The organism is Oleiphilus sp. HI0043 (assembly GCF_001634935.1).
In genome coordinates this window covers 1-17877 of record NZ_LWEY01000058.1, presented here as the reverse complement: position 1 = coordinate 17877, position 17877 = coordinate 1, and the positions used below count along the sequence as shown (strand labels likewise).

The following is a 17877-nucleotide window of genomic DNA, read 5'->3' as shown; positions in this document are numbered from 1 at the left end:
ACTGCCACCCCGAACGTAACCACCAAGACTGGTGCTCGGATCTTGAGCAACTACTAGATCACCTAAAACTAGATAAAGTAAAAATTCTTGCACACTCTATAGGTGGTAGTTACGCGCTTGCCTTGGCAGAGTTTCTGCCAGATCGCATCGAGCGCATTGCGATGGTTAATGCCATGCCGCGTATCGAAGATATTATGGCCTGCGCCAACATCCCTTCACTCGTAACGGCCGTTAATCGAAGTCTAAAGTTTGCTCCATTTTTGATCGAACCCATTTTAAAAATGGCTGTTGGAAAAGACATCGAACACTTTTATTCCCAGCAGTTGAACTATATTCGCCCCACACTTGAAGGTCGTGCTGCAGATATTAACTTGTTAAAAACAAGTCAATATCGAAACTATTCAACCGCTAATCTCAAGCAATCGGCTAAGCAAGGTGTTGGTATTTGGGCAGAAGAACTAAAGCTTAGCTTCAGTGCTCTTGCCTTTTCGGTAAAAAATTGTCGAACAGAATATCAATTCTGGCACGGCGAACATGATGATGTTATTCCCCTAGAAGCCGCTGAGCTGCTATCAAAGCACCTCAATACGACTCACTTTACCCGTCTGAAAAGTGAAACCCACTATCTTTTTGCTCGCCACTTTAACAAGATTGTTAAGCAACTCATCGCTAGCTAAGCCGCAATGAAATAGAAATCAGGGTGTGACAAGTCTTAGCGAGCACACCCTTCAACTCAACCCATGAGTACGAATCCGCATCACGCTACGGCGCGCTGCCCCTGCATATGTCTGATATAGCGATCGAACAGTTTTTAGTTGACCCTCAAGGGAAGCTAGTCATCAATGAGAACATCAAAAACATATTCGAGTATTTCCTTATGGCTTCTCATATCGAGGGACAAGACCAGGTCATTGAACGCATACGCGAGTATATTGAGATGAGTTTGTCTGGCGAAGCAACGATGAAAGCCCAGGAAATAGCAGACAATTATCTGCTTTATAAAGGCAACCTGAGTACAGAGCAATTTGCCATGAACACAGACTTCAGTCAGCAGGAAAACCTGACAATGCTGCGCTCTGCGCTTGATGATAAAAAAAACACACGTCGACAATACCTCGGTAAAGAACTAAGTGAAGCCTTGTTCGGTCACGAAGAACGTTATGATGACTATTCTTATCAGCGCTTACTGATCAACAGCGACAGTTCACTAAGCGAGCAGGAAAAAGATCAGCTGATGGCTCAGGCCGAAAGCCAACTGCCCAGTAAGATGGCTCAAGGCATGCGCTATAAGCGCGAAGAAAAAAAGCTCACCGCACAAATAAACAGGCTTAAGAATCAGTCTGACACGGCTGAAGAAATCTTCGATTTAAGAGCTAATTTCTATGGAGAAAAGATCGCACAAAGAATGGCCTACCTAGAATCCAATACGCCACAGTGGCAAGCTCGCCTAACAGAATTCTACCAACAACGGCAAGATATCCTAGACTCAAATGAATTAAGTGACGAAGCCAAAAAACTCGCCTTACAAGAAGCCAAAGATAATGCCTTCACCAGAAAAGAACAGATCAAGCTCGCCGTACAATCGATACGGGGAGCATAGAGAGCTTGTAATTGGATAATAGCGTGCCGACTAGACAGATCGCGGACTTTCTTTAATTGTGCAATTTCTCCCTGCCTCTTTTGCTTTATAAAGCAAGTCATCCGCCTTCTTGATGACCTCAGCTGGTCGATACCCTGGCTCGCTATTTGCCAAACCTATACTTATTGTCACCGAAACGGTCTTAGAAGGATTACCCTGACCTCTATGCTTTTTCCCTGTCTTCTTATCCTGCTCACGGTCATCGGACCTAAGCTTTAGCGCATAGTTTTGTATCGATTCACGCACGGCCTCGGCAAAGACAAAAATGTCGTCAGCACTTCGGCGGTTAAAGACAATGGTAAATTCTTCTCCACCATAACGGAAAGCTCGCCCTCCACCCTCGACCTGAGCGATCTTTGAAGCCACCATACGCAAAACCTGGTCACCCACATCATGACCATGGGTATCATTAAATTTTTTAAAGTGATCGACATCGAGCATCGCTACCGAGTAATGACGACCTAAAGTGGAAAGATAATCTTCCAAAGCACGGCGACCTGATATTCCGGTTAATGCATCTTTATAAGTCACCTGATAATTACTTTGTTGATAAAGAATAAACAAAGCCAAAAACAGCATTGAGAAGCATACTGAACTAAGGTGATTTGAAGAGAAGTCGAAAAAGACTGACACGCCAGATAGCCAGGTTAATAATAAAGCGAAATCTGCAACATGTTTGCGAATCAAGGCAAGCAGAGCTAACACTGAAAAACACAAGGCGTGGCAATATAACAAAGCCTCGGTCACCCAATACCGGTCTTCAAACAAAGCACTTTGGTGGTTGGCAATCGCCGCTAACTTAGCCTGCCACGCCTCACTGGCACCAAAATACCACAAGAGCATAGCTCCAGCCGCTAATACCAGTGCATATACTCCACCTGTTCGGTTAAACATACCTTTTTCAGGAACGAGCGAAGCAAACATCAACGATGTACAAAAAAGGAGATTAAGTCCACTAAACATCGCCATCACGTCTGATCTTGTCAAAGGCGTTTGCAGCTTCGTTTGAATAAAGTAATAGGCAAACAGGGCGATGAAAATCGGGGCAATAAAGCGGCTTCGATTAAACATGGCAGAAAAGCCAAGTAAGATACACGCTAATAGGTAAGGAGCAGTCCGCAGTACGTTTTCATCGAGAGCTTCAATAGAGCTGATACGAACCAGAAAAAAGGATAAAACGACAACAATTAAAGGGCTTAATCGCCAAGCATTTGCTAATAGGGGCACTGTTAATACTTCTTTGAAAAAACATGCTTTCAGTGTAGCTCAGATACTGGCATTGTGAGTGTGGATTGATATTTATTTGCACCAACACTCGCGCTTTAATTAAACTATTTCAGAACTTCCATATCACTCTGACCTATTTCACTTATGCAAAACCTTTCTGCCTCTCAGGCAAAGAATTCCATTGCAGTTAGCCCGCATGACCCGCTTAATTGGCATCAAGGTATTGAGCATTACGGCTTTTGGGCAATAGTGGTTCAGCAAGAAGACTGGCTCAAAGCCTTCCAACGCGCCCGCGCTCATGTCAAAACACTAGTACTACCTGATTACCAGAGAGCACCTCACATCACTTTATCTGCTTGCGGACTGGTGGATCCTGCTCACTTCTGCGAAGAGAAGCTCGCCCGGCAAATCAGAGCGCTTGAAGAATTAAAGCTTTCGCCCTTTTCTCTAGAAAGCCTAGGCCTAGACAGTTTCGAGACAGCCCCCTACCTTTCGATAAACAAGCACCCTCTTCTTCTAAAGATACGCGGTACACTGGAATCTATCTGTCAGGATAATCCCGCACGCGACTACCACCCTCATCTTACTTTGGGCTTTTATAAACAGTCGTACTCACTCAGCACCTTACAGCGCCACTTATCAGGCTATACACAGCCAGTCCTCCCAAGTCTAAGCGTACAAAGCCTATGCTACTGCACCTATCAGACCAAAGAAATCCAGGGAAACATCACAATAAGACACAAGCTCCCGCTTTCATAACGCAATAACACTCTCAGTTAACGCTGATAGCTCAAGAAAACCGATCTATCCCTAAGAATTATTCCTCCATTTTTACGGCGAAAATGCACAGTTATGCTATTTTTAAGGAGGGGCAAGCTTTAACGAAGCAATTATCGACGTCAGCACACTCCTGACACATATCAGTCAATTGCCTAGCCCCTAACCTCATTGAATAGCACTGGGCATATACTGACGTGGCAACAAACGTAAATGAATAAGCTAACTACATCACTATCCTTCAAGTTAGCGATACCAAGTATCCTTATTGGCACGATATTTTTGCTGTCCGTCTCGCTATTATTCTCTTATCACGCAGAGCGAACATTAGAGCGTGAAAGCAATATAATTGCCCAGCATATACAAGACACGCTACTTATCGCTAATGAAACCAATGCTAACACAGCTAATTTAAGGCGTATTGTTAAAGCCTTAACGGCACGAAATGACATGACCCGCTTGCTCCCGGTGGAACAGGCAAGTGGCATTATCAGCGCAGACAGCCAAGAAGAAAATATTGGCCAAAATGTTCATAATTCACTCGACAATGCCCAATTAGAAACCTAGAAGCGTTTCATCACAAATGGACAAAACCAGAATCATCAAATTAGCGATGACGGTTTTTTTCATCATGCTCGCATCAAACTACTGAACCCAGAGCTTAATCGCGTGCGCCCTTACGAGGTATTTATGGAATTTCATAATATACCGACATTTAAAGAAACCAAGACATTTCTCTTTAGCTTATTTCTACTCTGTGCTGGGGGAATTACCCTACTTGCGGCTACAGCCTATCTCAACCAGCGTAGAACCTTGATTAGGCCCTTGGAAAGCATTACCGAAGAGCTACACCAGCAACAAAGTAACGGCCTAAATTCTCCCTTAAGCTACCAAAGCGAGGATGAGTTAGGCACTTTGGTTAAGCGCTATAATGCTCTTGCCAAAGACATAGCCAAACGCGCTGAGGAGGTAAACGAAACCCGGCGTATTATCGATGGCATCACCGACGGTGTCCCCGTATTACTTTCCTACATTGATGCACAAGAGCGCTTTCAGTTCGTTAACAAGAACTATAGTCGCTGGAGCGGCCGTGATACTAGCACCTATAAGGGTAAAGCAATTTCTGAAGCCTTGGGTGAAGCCATTTACGAACGGACTCAACCCTACATTAAAAAGGCTCTAAGCGGGACGTCCTGTCACTTGGAAACAGATATGGCGACCGTTAACGGTATAAGGCATTGCAAAGCGAATTACCATCCTGATTTTGGCGAAAATAACGAAGTCCTCGGAGCCTTTATTTGTATCGAGGATCTTTCAGAGGTCAAAGTTTCAGCCTCAAAATTATCTGATTACGCACAAGAACTAGAATTCCGTGAAATAGCCCTTCAAGAAGAAAAAGCCGTTGCCGAAAATGCGTTGAAAGTTAAGTCTGAGTTCCTGGCCAGCATGAGTCATGAAGTACGCACGCCAATGAACGGTGTACTCGGCATGCTCAATCTGCTGATGAACACAGAGCTCAGTGATGAGCAAAGACAAAGAGCCTCATTGGCAAAATCTAGTGCTGAGTCCTTGCTAAGCTTGATCAACGATATACTCGACTTCTCTAAGGTTGAGTCAGGTAAACTCGAGCTTGAGCAGGTCTCTTTCGACTTAATTGACTTAATCTCCAGCTTGGCGAAAACACTTAGTAAGCAAGCATACGACAAAGACATAGACTTCGTTGTCGATGTTTCGGGCATCAATAAAACCCATATCACAAGTGACCCTGGGCGAATCAGGCAAGTCTTAACGAATTTAATATCGAATGCGATAAAGTTTACTTCTTCCGGTAGCGTAACCCTAAAAGTAGAAGTCTACGAAGACTTTGGTGACAGCCTGGATCTAATTTGCGAAGTTCACGATACCGGTACCGGAATAGCTAAAGATAAGCTGGCAACGATATTTGACTCATTCTCACAAGCAGATGCCTCAACCACTCGAAAATATGGCGGCACTGGCCTTGGTTTAACTATTTCTCGAAATTTATGCCAATTAATGCATGGCGATATTAGAGTCGCCAGTGAGCTAGGTAAAGGTAGTGTCTTTACTGCCTCATTCATGGTTGACAGCTCTACTGAAAACAAAGAAAGCGCGCCACAATTTGAGACCGAACAACTGCTAGCATTTATTCTCGATAAACATCAGGACACAGCCAAGGAAATTGAGAAACAGCTAAGTAAATGGGGAATTCCCTCATATATCTGCGACAGCTCCAATTCCGTGCTCAATTCACTCAATGAACATGTTGTCGGGCCTGGTAAGGTCCCCTTGATCTATATCGATGCAGACCTGATTGAAGGTTCTGCCCACGACCTTAGCGACAACCTTCGCAGCCAAGCAGGCAATGAAACCTTATACCTGATACTCATGACAAAGTACGGTTCCCAGGTCGATGAAAACTATTGCAAGACTCATGGCTTCGATGCCCATATCTATAAGCCTATCTGTTCCAATGACCTAATCCAAAGCATGGAGCTCAGCCTCTATTCAGAAAAACCAGAGCTAACGCAAAGTGCGATAGCGGCTATAGAAGACCCCACTACAGATTTGAGCGAGTCTAGAATCCTGCTTGTTGAAGACGTCTATGTAAACCAGCTCGTTGTACAAGGTATTCTTGAGGCGCTTGACCAACAGTGCGATATCGCTGCCAACGGCCTAGAAGCGCTAGAAATGATACGCGACGCTGAAAAAACGGTCCCCTACAACCTCATTTTCATGGACTGCCAAATGCCGGAAATGGATGGATATGAAGCAACTACAGCGATCAGACAAGGTAAAGCCGGAGAAAACGCCAAGCAGCTACCTATTGTTGCCATGACAGCTAATGCAATGAAAGGTGATGATGATAAATGCTTTGCTGTGGGAATGAATGACTATATTAGCAAGCCTGTCGATGCCATGATCGTTCAAGAGAAGCTAAATAAATGGCTACATTAAGATGGCAGCGCCCTGTTAAACGCCTCATAATGATAAGCGAGTTCACTTGCTGACTCAGACTCACCTGCAAGCTCAAGTAGTTCGATAACACACTCAGCCGTACACAACCCGCCTTTTAGCTGATTTCCTCTACGCACAAAAGTGGAAGGTGTCACGTTATCCAAAGAGAACTTGTCGGCTTGTTGCAAATAAGGGCTTTGTCTATACATTTTCTTGGCTTGTTGCCAAGTAGCATCCAGAATCACGTAGTGAGTATAGGAAAAAAGACATTGAGGGTCAGGCTGATAAGTGCCAGGGCTATCGGTGTTTTGTGTAGGCAGTTCTTCTCTAGGAAAGAGCACCGCGGCTTGCTGCCGAGCCAATAGACTCAATAAACTTTCATCGGGTTCCCGACGCTTCCAAACGACAAGTTCGCAATCACCCTTCAATATACCTCTAACGACTGCACCCGTATTATTCTTCTTTTCTAATTCCCGCTCATGCGTAAGTAATATAAACTTCATTAACTATAAAATACGATTACGGCCTGCTTCTTTAGCTTCATATAATAATTTGTCAGCACTCTCGATAAACTCTGCCGCACTTTGCCCTTCACCAGCAAACTGAGCAATCCCACCACTAACCGTGACATGATCTGCCACTAAAGAGTGTTCATGAGGATAATTCAAATCACTAAACAACTTATTTATACGCTTCGCAACCGCTTGCGCTTGCACCGCATTGGTATTAGGCAAAATCACTGCGAATTCTTCCCCACAATACCGAGCAACAATATCGGCTGGTCGGCACATCGCTTTACGCAAGGTTTCACCAACAGCCTTTAAACACTCGTCACCGGCTTGATGTCCGTTGTTATCATTGAAAGGTTTAAACTGATCAACATCGATCATAATCAAAGTTAAAGGGTCTTTCTCTTTGATTGACCTAGTGATCTCCAGCTCCATGGCCTTATCAAAACCACGGCGGTTCACCAGTCCTTTTAAGGTGTCTTGAAATGCGAGCAACTCCATTTTTAATTTGGTGCCATGAAGCTCGTCCTGAATCTGGGCGATACGCTCCATCGCATGAATCATCGCTTCAAGCACTTCAGGCACTATCGGCTTATAAAGATAAATATCGCCGCCTGACTGAATACCCACAGTAAAAAACTTAGTATCCGTTTTAGCACTAACAAAAATAATGGGGAACCATATAGAGGTATCTTGACGAATAATTTTAGTCGTTTCAAAACCGTTAAGACCAGGCATTTCAACGTCCATCAAAATCAAATCGACTTTCTCTTGCCGACAGAGGTCAATTGCATCCTGTCCACATTCGGCCTCGATGACATCATGCCCAAGCCCGGCAACTACTGCTAGAGACACAAACCTCATAGAACGCTGGTCATCAACAATCAGTACTTTCATAACTCACTCAACTTTTATTAGTCATTACATGCTCAGATCGCTATGGCTAGTTAACGGCCTTTAGTATACTGAGCAACTTATTATGAGAGCGGCCATAATGAAGCACCACAATTGTTACAAGATAAAATCGTTTGTGCTCTAAAGTAGAGTATAGAGTATGCCCAAGCATTTTTCTTACACAAGACGACTCGATTCATAATTTTTTGCGCTCTGATAAAAAACTGTTAACCCAAGTGCAAATAACTACTTGAACAGCCGAAAAATACTGTTAAAGTGCGCACGTCTGGATTCCATAGGACTACATATATCTCTCGCCACGCCCAGAATTGGCAGAGCACCCTATATGTTAAGAATCCATTTGCACTGCACAACAAACTTAGAATAGACGCACCCATGACAGAAACCCCACTGATTCGCCAAATTGTTTCTCGACCCGCACTCAGTTTTATTATCACTCTGGCAATTATCCTCGTATCAGCATTTCTCGCGGCTCAAGTAACAAAAAACACCACGCCCTATTTCTTGGACCGCACCCACACAGAGCGCGTTAAAGAAGATCTGATGACAGATATTTTTGAGCGATCCAGAGAAACCATTGTTATTATTCTCGAGGCAAAATCTGGCGATATTTTTTCTGCAGAGTCACTGAGCTTATTAGAAACTATTCATAAGACTCTAGACTCCGTTGACTTGATAGAAATGATCAATCCTAAACTCAACACAGGCAAGTCACTCGATAAGGCCAGCTTAATCAGTCAATATAACCAAAGCCTGGCGGCGGCTAAAAACGAGCAAGAATCTAAGGAAATAGAAGCATTACTAGGCCAATACCTCTTCCCTATTCGCAATATCAAGTCACTACTAAATAGTGATGACATTTTCATGCTTGAAGATGAGATCACCATTGCCCCCAACTTCGAGCAAGAAAAGATCGCTCAATGGCAACAGAATCAAGGCAAAGAAATATTAGATAACCCTCTGTTTACGGATGCTTTGGTTAGCCCAGACGGCCGCGCAATGGCAATTAATCTTGAACTAAACATCGATACCGACGATAGCGCAAGCACTACTGCGATATTCAATAAGGTTCAAGGGTTGATAAAACCCATCGTTGAATCAAGTAATTTCGATCTCTACTTTTCTGGCTCACCAGTCGTAAATGTAGAAATTTCTAATGTTATGGAAAAGGATAATCAACGCTATTTCCCTTTAATCGTCCTATTAATAGCATTAACACTGGCCTATTTATTTCGCAGTGCCTGGGCCCCGTTCTTTGCGCTCAGCGTATCAATTATCAGTATCGTCATCACCTTTGGACTCATGACCTTGCTGGGCATATCCCTGAATATCGTGACCACGATGTTGCCGATATTCATTATCACCATTGGCGTAACAGATGCCATTCATGTTCTTTCCGAATCTAAATTAGACCAAAACAAAACAAGTAAGCAAGAAGCAACTATTGCTAAAGTCAGTAAACTTTTTCGCGCAATGTTGCTTACGTCGCTGACGACAGCTCTTGGTTTTTTCTCACTTTCATACACCGAAATTACTAATATAAAAGAATTCGGCATCATGGTTGGAATCAGCGCTATTGTCGCGTTTATTATTTCTGTAACGGTGCTGCCTACTTTAATGGCAAATATAAATTTTTCTTCAGGAACAACTCAGCGCCCCATTCGTTTCTTTGAGGCTTTAGAAAACATTGCTAAAAAGCAAACCATTTCTCGTTGCTTCGCACTGCTATTCCTTTTAGTCGTCTTCTCCTTAATCGGGCTTCCTAATTTCTACGTTGACCAACAAAACCTTCACTCCTTCAAAGCCCAGACTCAACTGAGGCAAGATGATGCCAGAATCAACGAGTTACTAGGTGGCACCGTACCAGTGAACGTATGGATAAGCTCAGATGAGCAAAATGGCATCCTTTCTCCTGAGGTATTACGAGTGATAGAAAAACTCGAAGCGCAAGCTAAGCGTCATGATGCAGTTGGCTACACAAGCTCAATATCTGGTTTTATCAAACAGCTACACAAAACCTTATCGCCCAATGATGACAAGATACAAAGCTCAGAGCTAAGTCCGGAGCTTATATCCCAATATTTATTTTTGTTAGAGGGCGGCCCCTCACGAGACCTTGAGTCTATTGCCAAAGTGGGCCCTTACAATGAAACTCGCGTGGTAATCATGTCCAAAACAGATGGCTCCAAGCAGTTACAGCAACTGTTAGACGATCTAGGCCCTATTGCTGAAACCTTACCTGAAGGGGTTTCGTTTAGATTCACCGGCTACGGGAGTATGAATGCTGCCGCCTCAAAAGAAATTATCCAAGGACAACTTTCCAGCATTATCATTTCGGTTGTCGGACTTTTATTGGTTTTGTGCACGATCTACCGCTCAATCCGTATTGGAATAATCGCTATCTTCCCACTAAGCATGTCATTACTGGTCATGTTCGGACTGATGGGTTTATTGCAGATTCCTTTAGATATCGGCTCTAGTCTGCTATGCGGCATTGCCTTCGGCATCGGCATCGATTACTCCATACATATCGTCGAAGCCTACTTACGAAACTTAAAAGCACTTCAATCTAGGGATGCCGCAGCTCAAGCAGCCCTGACAGATATCACCTTCCCAATATTAACCAGCGCTTTTACCATTGCATTAGGCTTCTCAATCCTCTTGTTGTCAGAGTTTCAGCCTATTTTCAACCTCGGACTTCTCATTAGTATTACCATGCTAGTGTCTGCGCTATGTACACTTTTTATCATGCCAAACCTTCTGAAATTAGCTAAGGTAGGAAAAGTAGTAGAGCAGGAAGAAGAGCTCGAACCTTCGATGCTTGCAGAGGGCTAACCAGCCCTACTCAAAAACCTTATATTTTTTGATATACCTGAGTGCAAAAGGCGTCTCGATTAGCATATATGTCAGTAAACTAAACCAGAACCAGTTAGTCTCTAGAATGATCAACGATAACTTGAGGTCTTGACCTTGATATAAGCTGCCAACCACCAAGAGAGATATCACCATAGCAGCCAAGTCGTTCGTAAATAGTTTGTTCAAATCTCGCCCCGCAAACCGAGGATAAACGAACAAATAAGTAAGCGTCACCAATAGGAAATTGATCAATAAAATAAGAGCTTCAGCTTGCATAATCATTCCGATTCAAACTTGTAAACAGCCATCATACCTCGAACTGATAACAAAGTGACTAATAACAAACGTTAGTTGTAATAACGACACAATCTAAAAGCGACACTCCAAACCGGCCAAACTCTACTACACTAATATCACTACCGACATAATAACTAAGTTAGCCTGCTTTTTTGAAATCAGATATCTAGATTTGAATTGGCTTATAAACGGTTAGGTATATGAAGCGTACAAGTGCCACAATTAAAGCATTAACCCTGCTTTTGTTAGTCAGTTTCCATTCACTCTCTAAGGCTGAAACTATCCAAATAGCCAGTGGAGAATATCCGCCGTGGACCTCACAATCACTGCCGGGTGGAGGCTACATTAATCGTCTAGTTAGCGAAGCGTTTAAGCTCCACAACATTGACGTCAAATTTGACTATCTCCCTTGGAAAAGAGCCCTAGAAGCGACTCGAATCGGTAATTATCACGCCACGTCTTTTTGGGGGGAAAGTGAAGAAAGAAGACAAGACTTTCTCCATAGCCAAACGATCGAGAATATCTATTTTGTCTTTTTCTACACTAAAAAACGCTTTAACGGCCCGTTCAAATGGCAAAGCCTTGATGAACTAGGCCGTTTAAAAATTGGCGCTACGCGGAGCTATACTTATAACGATGAATTTTGGCGTTTATACAAGCAAGACAGGTTAAGAGTGTCAATTAGCAATACAGATATAGATAACTTGCGAAAACTAATCAGCGGAACAATCGACTTATTTCCTATCTCTGAATTCACAGGAAAGTACCTGCTTCATAGAAACTTTTCACCAGCTGAAATAGAATCGATCGGAATCAACACTAAAGCACTCAGTGAAGGTAAAAACTATATTTTATTTTCCAAAACCCAGCCAGACAGCCAATACTATCTAAATATTCTGAATGCCGGGCTCGAAGCGCTCAGACAAGAAGGTAAATTTCGAATTTTCCAAGAAGAAATGTTTAAATGAAACAGCTCTATTTATCTCTCATATTATTATTTGGTTTCAGTTTTTATGCGCTGGCTAGCAATCAGCCAATCAGCTTTGATCACAGTACCGAAAACATAGTTCTAGCCAATCATATTGTATATTTTGAAGATAAAGACCACTCACTGACGCCTGGGAATATCCACACAATACAGAATACTCAATGGCAATCTTTACCTGAAGGTCGTGCCAACTTTGGTTTTTCAAGTAGTGCTTATTGGTTTCGCTTTGCTGTACAAAACGAGACGCCTGTTGATATACCCGCTTACCTACACGTCAACTATAGCCAGCTAGATAATATACAGTTGTTTCACAGCATTCCAGGTTCACCTTCTCATTCGGTGACTCTAAAAAAACTTGTCGAAACCGGAGACCGATTCAATTTTGCACAAAGACCCATCGAGTTTCCTACTTTTGTTTTACCGCTTGAGCTCTCTGCCGGGCAGCCTCAAGAGTACTTTGTGAAGGTGAGCAGTGAAGGCTCTCTTCAGGTTCCTATGCAACTATGGGAGCAAGAGAGTTTTCTACTACAAGCGAATAACTCACTATTTCTCTACGGCTGCTTTTTAAGTGCGCTTTTGATTATGAGTGCCTATAACCTGTGCCTGTTTCTAATCATCCGCGACAAAACCTACTTGCTCTACAGCTTTTTCATCCTTTGTATGGCTGGGATGCATAGTTCACTAGATGGCTTTGCCTATCAATGGTTCTGGCCTAGTGCGCCCAGCTGGCATCAAATATCTGCAATTACCTTTATCTCTTTTGGCTTACTATCTACGATGCTCTTCACCCGGACAATACTCCCCATACCAGAGAAAAGTATCCTCTACCGTGGTATCAAGTTGCTTACTTTTTTGACTGTTGTCTCTGCTATCACCAGCCTATTTCTACCCTATCGCCAGGCAGCCATCCTTAATGGTGGCATGACTGTCATAGTGATGAGCAGCGTCACCTTTATCTGCTTGGCAATGCTTCGGTTTAGCCCGCGTATTGCACGCTTCTTCTGCATCGCATGGGGCGCTTACTTTTTGGGTATCGTACTAAAGTCTTCAAGCAAAATGGGCTATTTGCCCTCCTCTACCTTTACCGAATACGCTGGAAATATTGGCGGTGTCGTGGGCATTGTTATTATATCAATGGCATTGGCTGACCGAATCAATAGCGAAAGGCGAGCACGAGAGCAAGCACAATCCCAATCTATTGGTAACCTCAAACGCTTTGAAAACCTCTACCAAAATTCACTTGAGGGAATATTCAGCTACGACAAAAAAGGGACCTTGTTGTCAGCAAACCCAGCCTTTTTGTCACTGATAGGTTTAGAGGATATTCCGTCGTTTAGCGGAAAAACTAAAGACTTAAACGGTTATTACCTTTCAGAAAAAGAGTTCACTGAGTTTTTCAAAGCGGTTAAGAAGTCAGGCCAAGTTGTCGACTACGAAGCTCAGCTCAGCAACTCCCTAGGTGACTCCATGTGGGTGAATATTTCTGCCCGTTATGTGAACGAGCAGGGAAACGAGGAACTGGAAGGAACTCTAATCAATATTAATGAACGAAAAGCCTTTGAACAGCAGCTAAAACATTTGGCTGAGCACGACTCTTTAACAGGCTTTTATAACCGTAGAACCTTTGAGAGTTCAGCAAAAGAGTTATTGCTTAAAGTTCAAGCAGGTGAAGATTCGGCCTGCTTACTATATATGGATCTAGACCAGTTTAAGATTGTGAATGACCTCTGTGGCCACACTGCAGGCGACATCTTGCTAAAAAATATTAGCCAGAAGCTGCTTCAAGAAGTAAAAGCGCTCGGGCCTCAGCAGATCATCGCTCGACTGGGGGGCGATGAATTCGGCATTCTCGTTAGCCAAACAAGTCTTCCCAAAGCAAGGCTTATTGCCGAAAGTCTCAGAGAAGCCGTCGAGAAATTTTTATTTATCTGGGAAGGTAAGCGTTACAGCATTGGCGTCAGTATCGGCTTGGTTGAAATATACCCTTATCACCAGAATGTAGAACAACTACTAGCCATGGCGGATGCTGCTTGCTATATGGCCAAAGACCAAGGGCGTAATCGTGTTCATGTATTCATTGAGTCTGATAAAGACCTACAGTTCCGACAGCTCGAAATGCAATGGGTCACAACAATTAAAGAAGCACTAACGAATGATCAGTTCTTTTTAGTCTTTCAACACATTGCGCCCAACCAAGGTCAAGAGCAAAACTTTCATTACGAAATCCTGCTTCGCCTGATCAATAGCAACGGCAACCTTTGTTCTCCAGGCCAGTTCTTGCCCGCGGCAGAACGCTATAACCTCATGCCTAATATAGATCGCTGGGTCATCAAGAATTACTTCGCTTGGTTAGGTAAACACCCCGAGCACTTGGAAAAGCTCGGCTGTGCCAGTATTAACCTCAGTCCACAGAGCATTGGTCAAAAAGAATTCTCAGCTTTTCTGGTTAATCTCTTTGAAGAGAATAAGGTGCCGCCCCATAAAGTCTGCTTTGAGATCACCGAAAGCATGGCGATCACGCATCTAGATAATACCCAGAATTTCATCGATAAATTCAGGGCGCTCGGCTGTCGCTTTGCACTCGACGATTTTGGCACAGGCTTTTCATCCTATGCCTATCTAAAGGACCTTAATATTGACTACCTAAAAATCGATGGCGTATTTGTTAAAAACTTATGCGATGATGCCGTAAATACCGCAATGATCAAATCAATTGCCGACGTCGCAAGTGCTATAGGCATAGAAACGATTGCAGAGTTTGTTGAAACAGCAGAGATTCAAGATAAGCTGACCGAAATAGGCATCACTTACTCTCAAGGCTATCATATTCATAAGCCAGTAAAGCTTGATTCCCTTGCGCTTGAAGAGAGTAGAGCCCAACCTAACAGCCATGAAGAAGGTAATAGCTAGTCAATATGAGTACCTTATATATTACGGGCGCAGGTGTTAGCGCAGAAAGTGGCATTCCAACGTTTAGAGGTGAGGATGGCTTTTGGACCATTGGCAGTAAGAACTATACCCCGATGGAAATGGCTACGCGCCGAATGTACACCGAAAACCCGGTAGAATTTCTATCTTGGTACTATCATCGTTTTGCAACGTATCGCCATCACGGGCCAAATGAAGTGCACCATTGGCTCGCAGATAAAAACCTGATCACCCAAAATATTGATGGTCTTGATGGTAAGGCCGGCAACAAAGATTATATCGCAATTCATGGGCGCTTAGATCAAATGACGCGTTTTCATGAGCAAGGCCCAACGGTTGAGACTTATCAAACGCCTTGGGAACAAGTGGATGAAGAGAATCTTGTCGACTCACTACTTTCCCTGTTTAAAATTAGTAAGCACACACTTACACCAGAGCTAGACGTTTCACAAAAGCCTTACGTTTTGCTCTTCGATGAGTTCTACACTGATCTTTACAGAATATCAGAGGCACAGGAACGAATGCGTTATGCCTCGAAGATGGTATTTATGGGCACCTCCTTTAGTGTCAATATTACTCAAATGGCCCTGGAAACGGCTGTTCATAACGATATCCCGATAGAAATCGTAGACCCGAAGCCCGTGAAAATTCACTACCAAAATACAACTTATCATCAGGTAAAGGCGTCTGATTATATTAAGAGAGTGACTTAACGTGAGTCTAGTTCAATTGATTTATGTGAGTACGGCTTCCAAGGTTTTAACCCTAGAAGACTTGAAAAGTATTGTTGAAGTCGCAAAGCTGAATAATCAAAAGCATATGATTAGCGGTTTTCTATGCTCAGATAAGCGCTATTTCAACATATCAAAACAGACTATCGCCACAAGGCCTTAAAGCTTATCGTTTATAACGAAACGACTAGCCGCTCTTTTCCCGAGTGGGCAATGGGAGCCGTTCTTAAAGTCGGGAGTCACGAGAAAATACTCGCAAAGTTCAACCCTGATCGTTCATTTCAACCGTATGCTTTAAGTCCAAGTGATAGCCTTAGTTTCTTACAGGCGTTTTCTGAATTCAGAGGGATGCCAAAAAGCACTTAATCAGAAAGACGAGCCTGGCTGCTCCAGAAACGCTAACTCTGGCTGACTCGACTCTCTTCCAAGTATCTGATTACGATGAGGGTAGCGACCAAAACGATCAATAATTTCCTTATGGCGCTTTTCAAATTCAAGATTGCGCTCCAAACCCTTTTGAGAATAAAGCGACAACGCAACTTCATGAATCGCTCTTGATTCACTATGCATGAAAGGCATATACAGAAAACTTCGCTCAGTGGGTTCAAGTGCTAAATCTGCACGACAAGCGATCGCTTCCTGAGCCAGCACCAAAGCAAGTGTATCAGAAGCGAAAGCAGCCGGCGTATCTCGATACATATTTCGAGAGAATTGATCTAGAACGATAATCTCAGCCAACCGGCCTTCGGGGCTTGAACGCCAAGTGTAGAGTTCCCCCGCATTCGCTTGGCGGTGCAAGGAAGCAAAACGCCCTTGAATCAGGGCGTCGAAATCAGAGTCCTTAACAAACCAGCTCGAAGGTTCGATTTCTTCAAACCAGAAACTCAATACAGATTGGCACATTGTTTCAGCTAAGTCCTTAATTAAGTAAAACCTAACTGTAGACCTTGAAACACACAAATGCGAGTCGTCGAGAGCTAAGGGCGACTCGGCGAGGGGTAGAACCCTCTGCCTAGAGAGTCGATAAAAAGTTACAGCCCTGAATGGCACTTACTTAAGGAGAAATTGGCGTCATTCCCTTGAACAAGGGAATCCATTGTTTTGAGGCTAACTCAATGAAATTGAAGGACCATGACTATCGCTAACCTATAGATTTCTAGTCTTTTTTAACTCTCTAGGTCAGCCAAACGGCTGAAAAACAATGGATTCCCGCCCCGCCCAGGCGGCCCTCTCTTGCTGCGCAATTCACCTTGTGCGCGGGAATGACGAGTTTCGGGGCGAAATCAAGCTTAAGTAAGTGCCATTGGTTACAGCCCTCTTTTCAGAAAAGGACTAACTTAAGTAAGCCGCCTTCAAGTCATACATCTAAACCTGAAACGTACGCTGCATTTCGTCCAGCACTTCCCCTTCGTTCTCGGNCTCATAATGCGGAGGCATCCATGCAGGTCTTTCATTCTGATAAATCATACCAAGCCCGAAGCCATCATCCCTCTGAATTTCAGCAGCGGTCTGAATTGGGTCGTGAGTGTGCTCCTGACCAAACTCATGGACCATTTCCTTCCAATGCTTTTGCTCAGGTACAAAGGTGACACACTGGCTCAATGCCTGCACGAAGGAGAAACCTTCATGTTCAATAGCCTTAACGATTAAATCCGTTAGCTGCTTCGGATCACCATAATAACCACGCGCGATAAATCCGGCCCCGGCACCCAGTGCAAGGCTCGCTGGCTGCAGTGCAGGAACACCCGTGCCATGAGGGGTTAGTTTACTGTGATCCCAATCCGAAGGCGTCGTAGGTGAAGCCTGCCCTTTAGTCATACCGTAGACTTCATTATCCATGGCGATATAGGTGAAATTGATATTCCGTCGACAGGCATGCAAAAAGTGATTGCCACCAATAGAAAAACCATCACCATCGCCTCCCACCGCGATGACAGTCAAATCCGGACGTGCCACCTTCAAACCACCCGCCACGGGCAGCGCCCGACCGTGAACACCATGAAAACCGAATAAATGTGTGTAGGCAGGCAAACG

The 17877-nt window shown here is 43.7% G+C and carries 15 protein-coding genes and 1 pseudogene; 10 read left to right on the top strand and 6 right to left on the bottom strand.

Going from position 1 to position 17877, the window contains the following annotated elements; genetic code table 11:
• Together A3729_RS01360 and A3729_RS01355 are read left to right on the top strand one after the other, a co-directional pair.
• A partial coding sequence (locus A3729_RS01360; RefSeq protein WP_068633003.1) for an alpha/beta hydrolase occupies positions 1-677 on the top strand: 677 nt, incomplete at its 5' end.
• Positions 678-784: 107 nt separating this feature from the next.
• A complete protein-coding gene (locus A3729_RS01355; RefSeq protein ID WP_068510955.1) occupies positions 785-1600 on the top strand; it encodes a lipase secretion chaperone in 816 nt (271 codons plus the stop codon).
• A gap of 30 nt (positions 1601-1630) precedes the next feature.
• Here A3729_RS01355 and A3729_RS01350 read toward each other — a convergent pair whose 3' ends face one another.
• Positions 1631-2866 carry a diguanylate cyclase gene (locus A3729_RS01350; protein ID WP_068510957.1) on the bottom strand — a complete coding sequence of 412 codons (1236 nt, stop codon included), beginning with the start codon at positions 2864-2866 and terminating at the stop codon, positions 1631-1633.
• A 144-nt stretch (positions 2867-3010) separates the two neighbouring features.
• Here A3729_RS01350 and A3729_RS01345 point away from each other — a divergent pair, with 144 nt between their 5' ends.
• The 3 genes from A3729_RS01345 to A3729_RS01335 all read left to right on the top strand — a co-directional run bounded on the left by A3729_RS01345 (position 3011) and on the right by A3729_RS01335 (position 6619).
• Complete coding sequence (locus A3729_RS01345; protein ID WP_068552615.1) at positions 3011-3625, top strand: 2'-5' RNA ligase family protein; 615 nt, start codon at positions 3011-3013, stop codon at positions 3623-3625.
• A gap of 231 nt (positions 3626-3856) precedes the next feature.
• Complete coding sequence (locus A3729_RS01340; RefSeq protein ID WP_068510086.1) at positions 3857-4210, top strand: hypothetical protein; 354 nt, start codon at positions 3857-3859, stop codon at positions 4208-4210.
• A 123-nt stretch (positions 4211-4333) separates the two neighbouring features.
• Positions 4334-6619 (top strand): ATP-binding protein, encoded by a 2286-nt coding sequence (locus tag A3729_RS01335; RefSeq protein WP_068516119.1) that lies wholly within the window; start codon positions 4334-4336, stop codon positions 6617-6619.
• On the opposite strand, the gene A3729_RS01330 is transcribed toward A3729_RS01335, so the two are convergent.
• Both A3729_RS01330 and A3729_RS01325 read right to left on the bottom strand, forming a co-directional pair.
• Positions 6616-7122, bottom strand: a complete 507-nt coding sequence (locus A3729_RS01330) for a tRNA-uridine aminocarboxypropyltransferase (protein ID WP_068516123.1) — start codon at positions 7120-7122, stop codon at positions 6616-6618. The genes A3729_RS01335 and A3729_RS01330 overlap by 4 nt on opposite strands.
• A gap of 3 nt (positions 7123-7125) precedes the next feature.
• Positions 7126-8025 carry a diguanylate cyclase gene (locus tag A3729_RS01325; RefSeq protein ID WP_068516126.1) on the bottom strand — a complete coding sequence of 300 codons (900 nt, stop codon included), beginning with the start codon at positions 8023-8025 and terminating at the stop codon, positions 7126-7128.
• Between the two features lie 393 nt (positions 8026-8418).
• Here A3729_RS01325 and A3729_RS01320 point away from each other — a divergent pair, with 393 nt between their 5' ends.
• On the top strand, positions 8419-10878 hold the full coding sequence (locus A3729_RS01320; RefSeq protein WP_068516129.1) for an RND family transporter: 2460 nt from the start codon (positions 8419-8421) through the stop codon (positions 10876-10878).
• A 6-nt stretch (positions 10879-10884) separates the two neighbouring features.
• On the opposite strand, the gene A3729_RS01315 is transcribed toward A3729_RS01320, so the two are convergent.
• Positions 10885-11175, bottom strand: a complete 291-nt coding sequence (locus A3729_RS01315) for a hypothetical protein (protein ID WP_068516158.1) — start codon at positions 11173-11175, stop codon at positions 10885-10887.
• A gap of 221 nt (positions 11176-11396) precedes the next feature.
• On the opposite strand from A3729_RS01315, the gene A3729_RS01310 reads away from it, so the two are divergent.
• The 4 genes and pseudogenes from A3729_RS01310 (at position 11397) to A3729_RS34430 (ending at position 16209) form a co-directional block, all read left to right on the top strand.
• Positions 11397-12164 carry an ABC transporter substrate-binding protein gene (locus A3729_RS01310; protein WP_068516132.1) on the top strand — a complete coding sequence of 256 codons (768 nt, stop codon included), beginning with the start codon at positions 11397-11399 and terminating at the stop codon, positions 12162-12164.
• The gene (locus A3729_RS01305) at positions 12161-15094 is read left to right on the top strand and encodes an EAL domain-containing protein (protein WP_068516134.1); all 2934 of its coding nucleotides are present in this window, start codon (positions 12161-12163) and stop codon (positions 15092-15094) included. The genes A3729_RS01310 and A3729_RS01305 overlap by 4 nt, the downstream gene beginning before the upstream one ends.
• A gap of 5 nt (positions 15095-15099) precedes the next feature.
• Complete coding sequence (locus A3729_RS01300; RefSeq protein ID WP_068516137.1) at positions 15100-15825, top strand: Sir2 family NAD-dependent protein deacetylase; 726 nt, start codon at positions 15100-15102, stop codon at positions 15823-15825.
• A 1-nt stretch (position 15826) separates the two neighbouring features.
• A pseudogene (locus A3729_RS34430) lies at positions 15827-16209 on the top strand (BLUF domain-containing protein).
• On the opposite strand, the gene A3729_RS01290 reads toward A3729_RS34430, so the two are convergent.
• Together A3729_RS01290 and A3729_RS01285 are read right to left on the bottom strand one after the other, a co-directional pair.
• Positions 16210-16746 (bottom strand): DUF924 family protein, encoded by a 537-nt coding sequence (locus tag A3729_RS01290; protein WP_068516141.1) that lies wholly within the window; start codon positions 16744-16746, stop codon positions 16210-16212.
• 462 nt (positions 16747-17208) lie between these two features.
• Positions 17209-17877 (bottom strand): thiamine pyrophosphate-dependent enzyme (locus A3729_RS01285; RefSeq protein WP_068633001.1); only part of this gene is annotated, 669 nt, incomplete at its 5' end.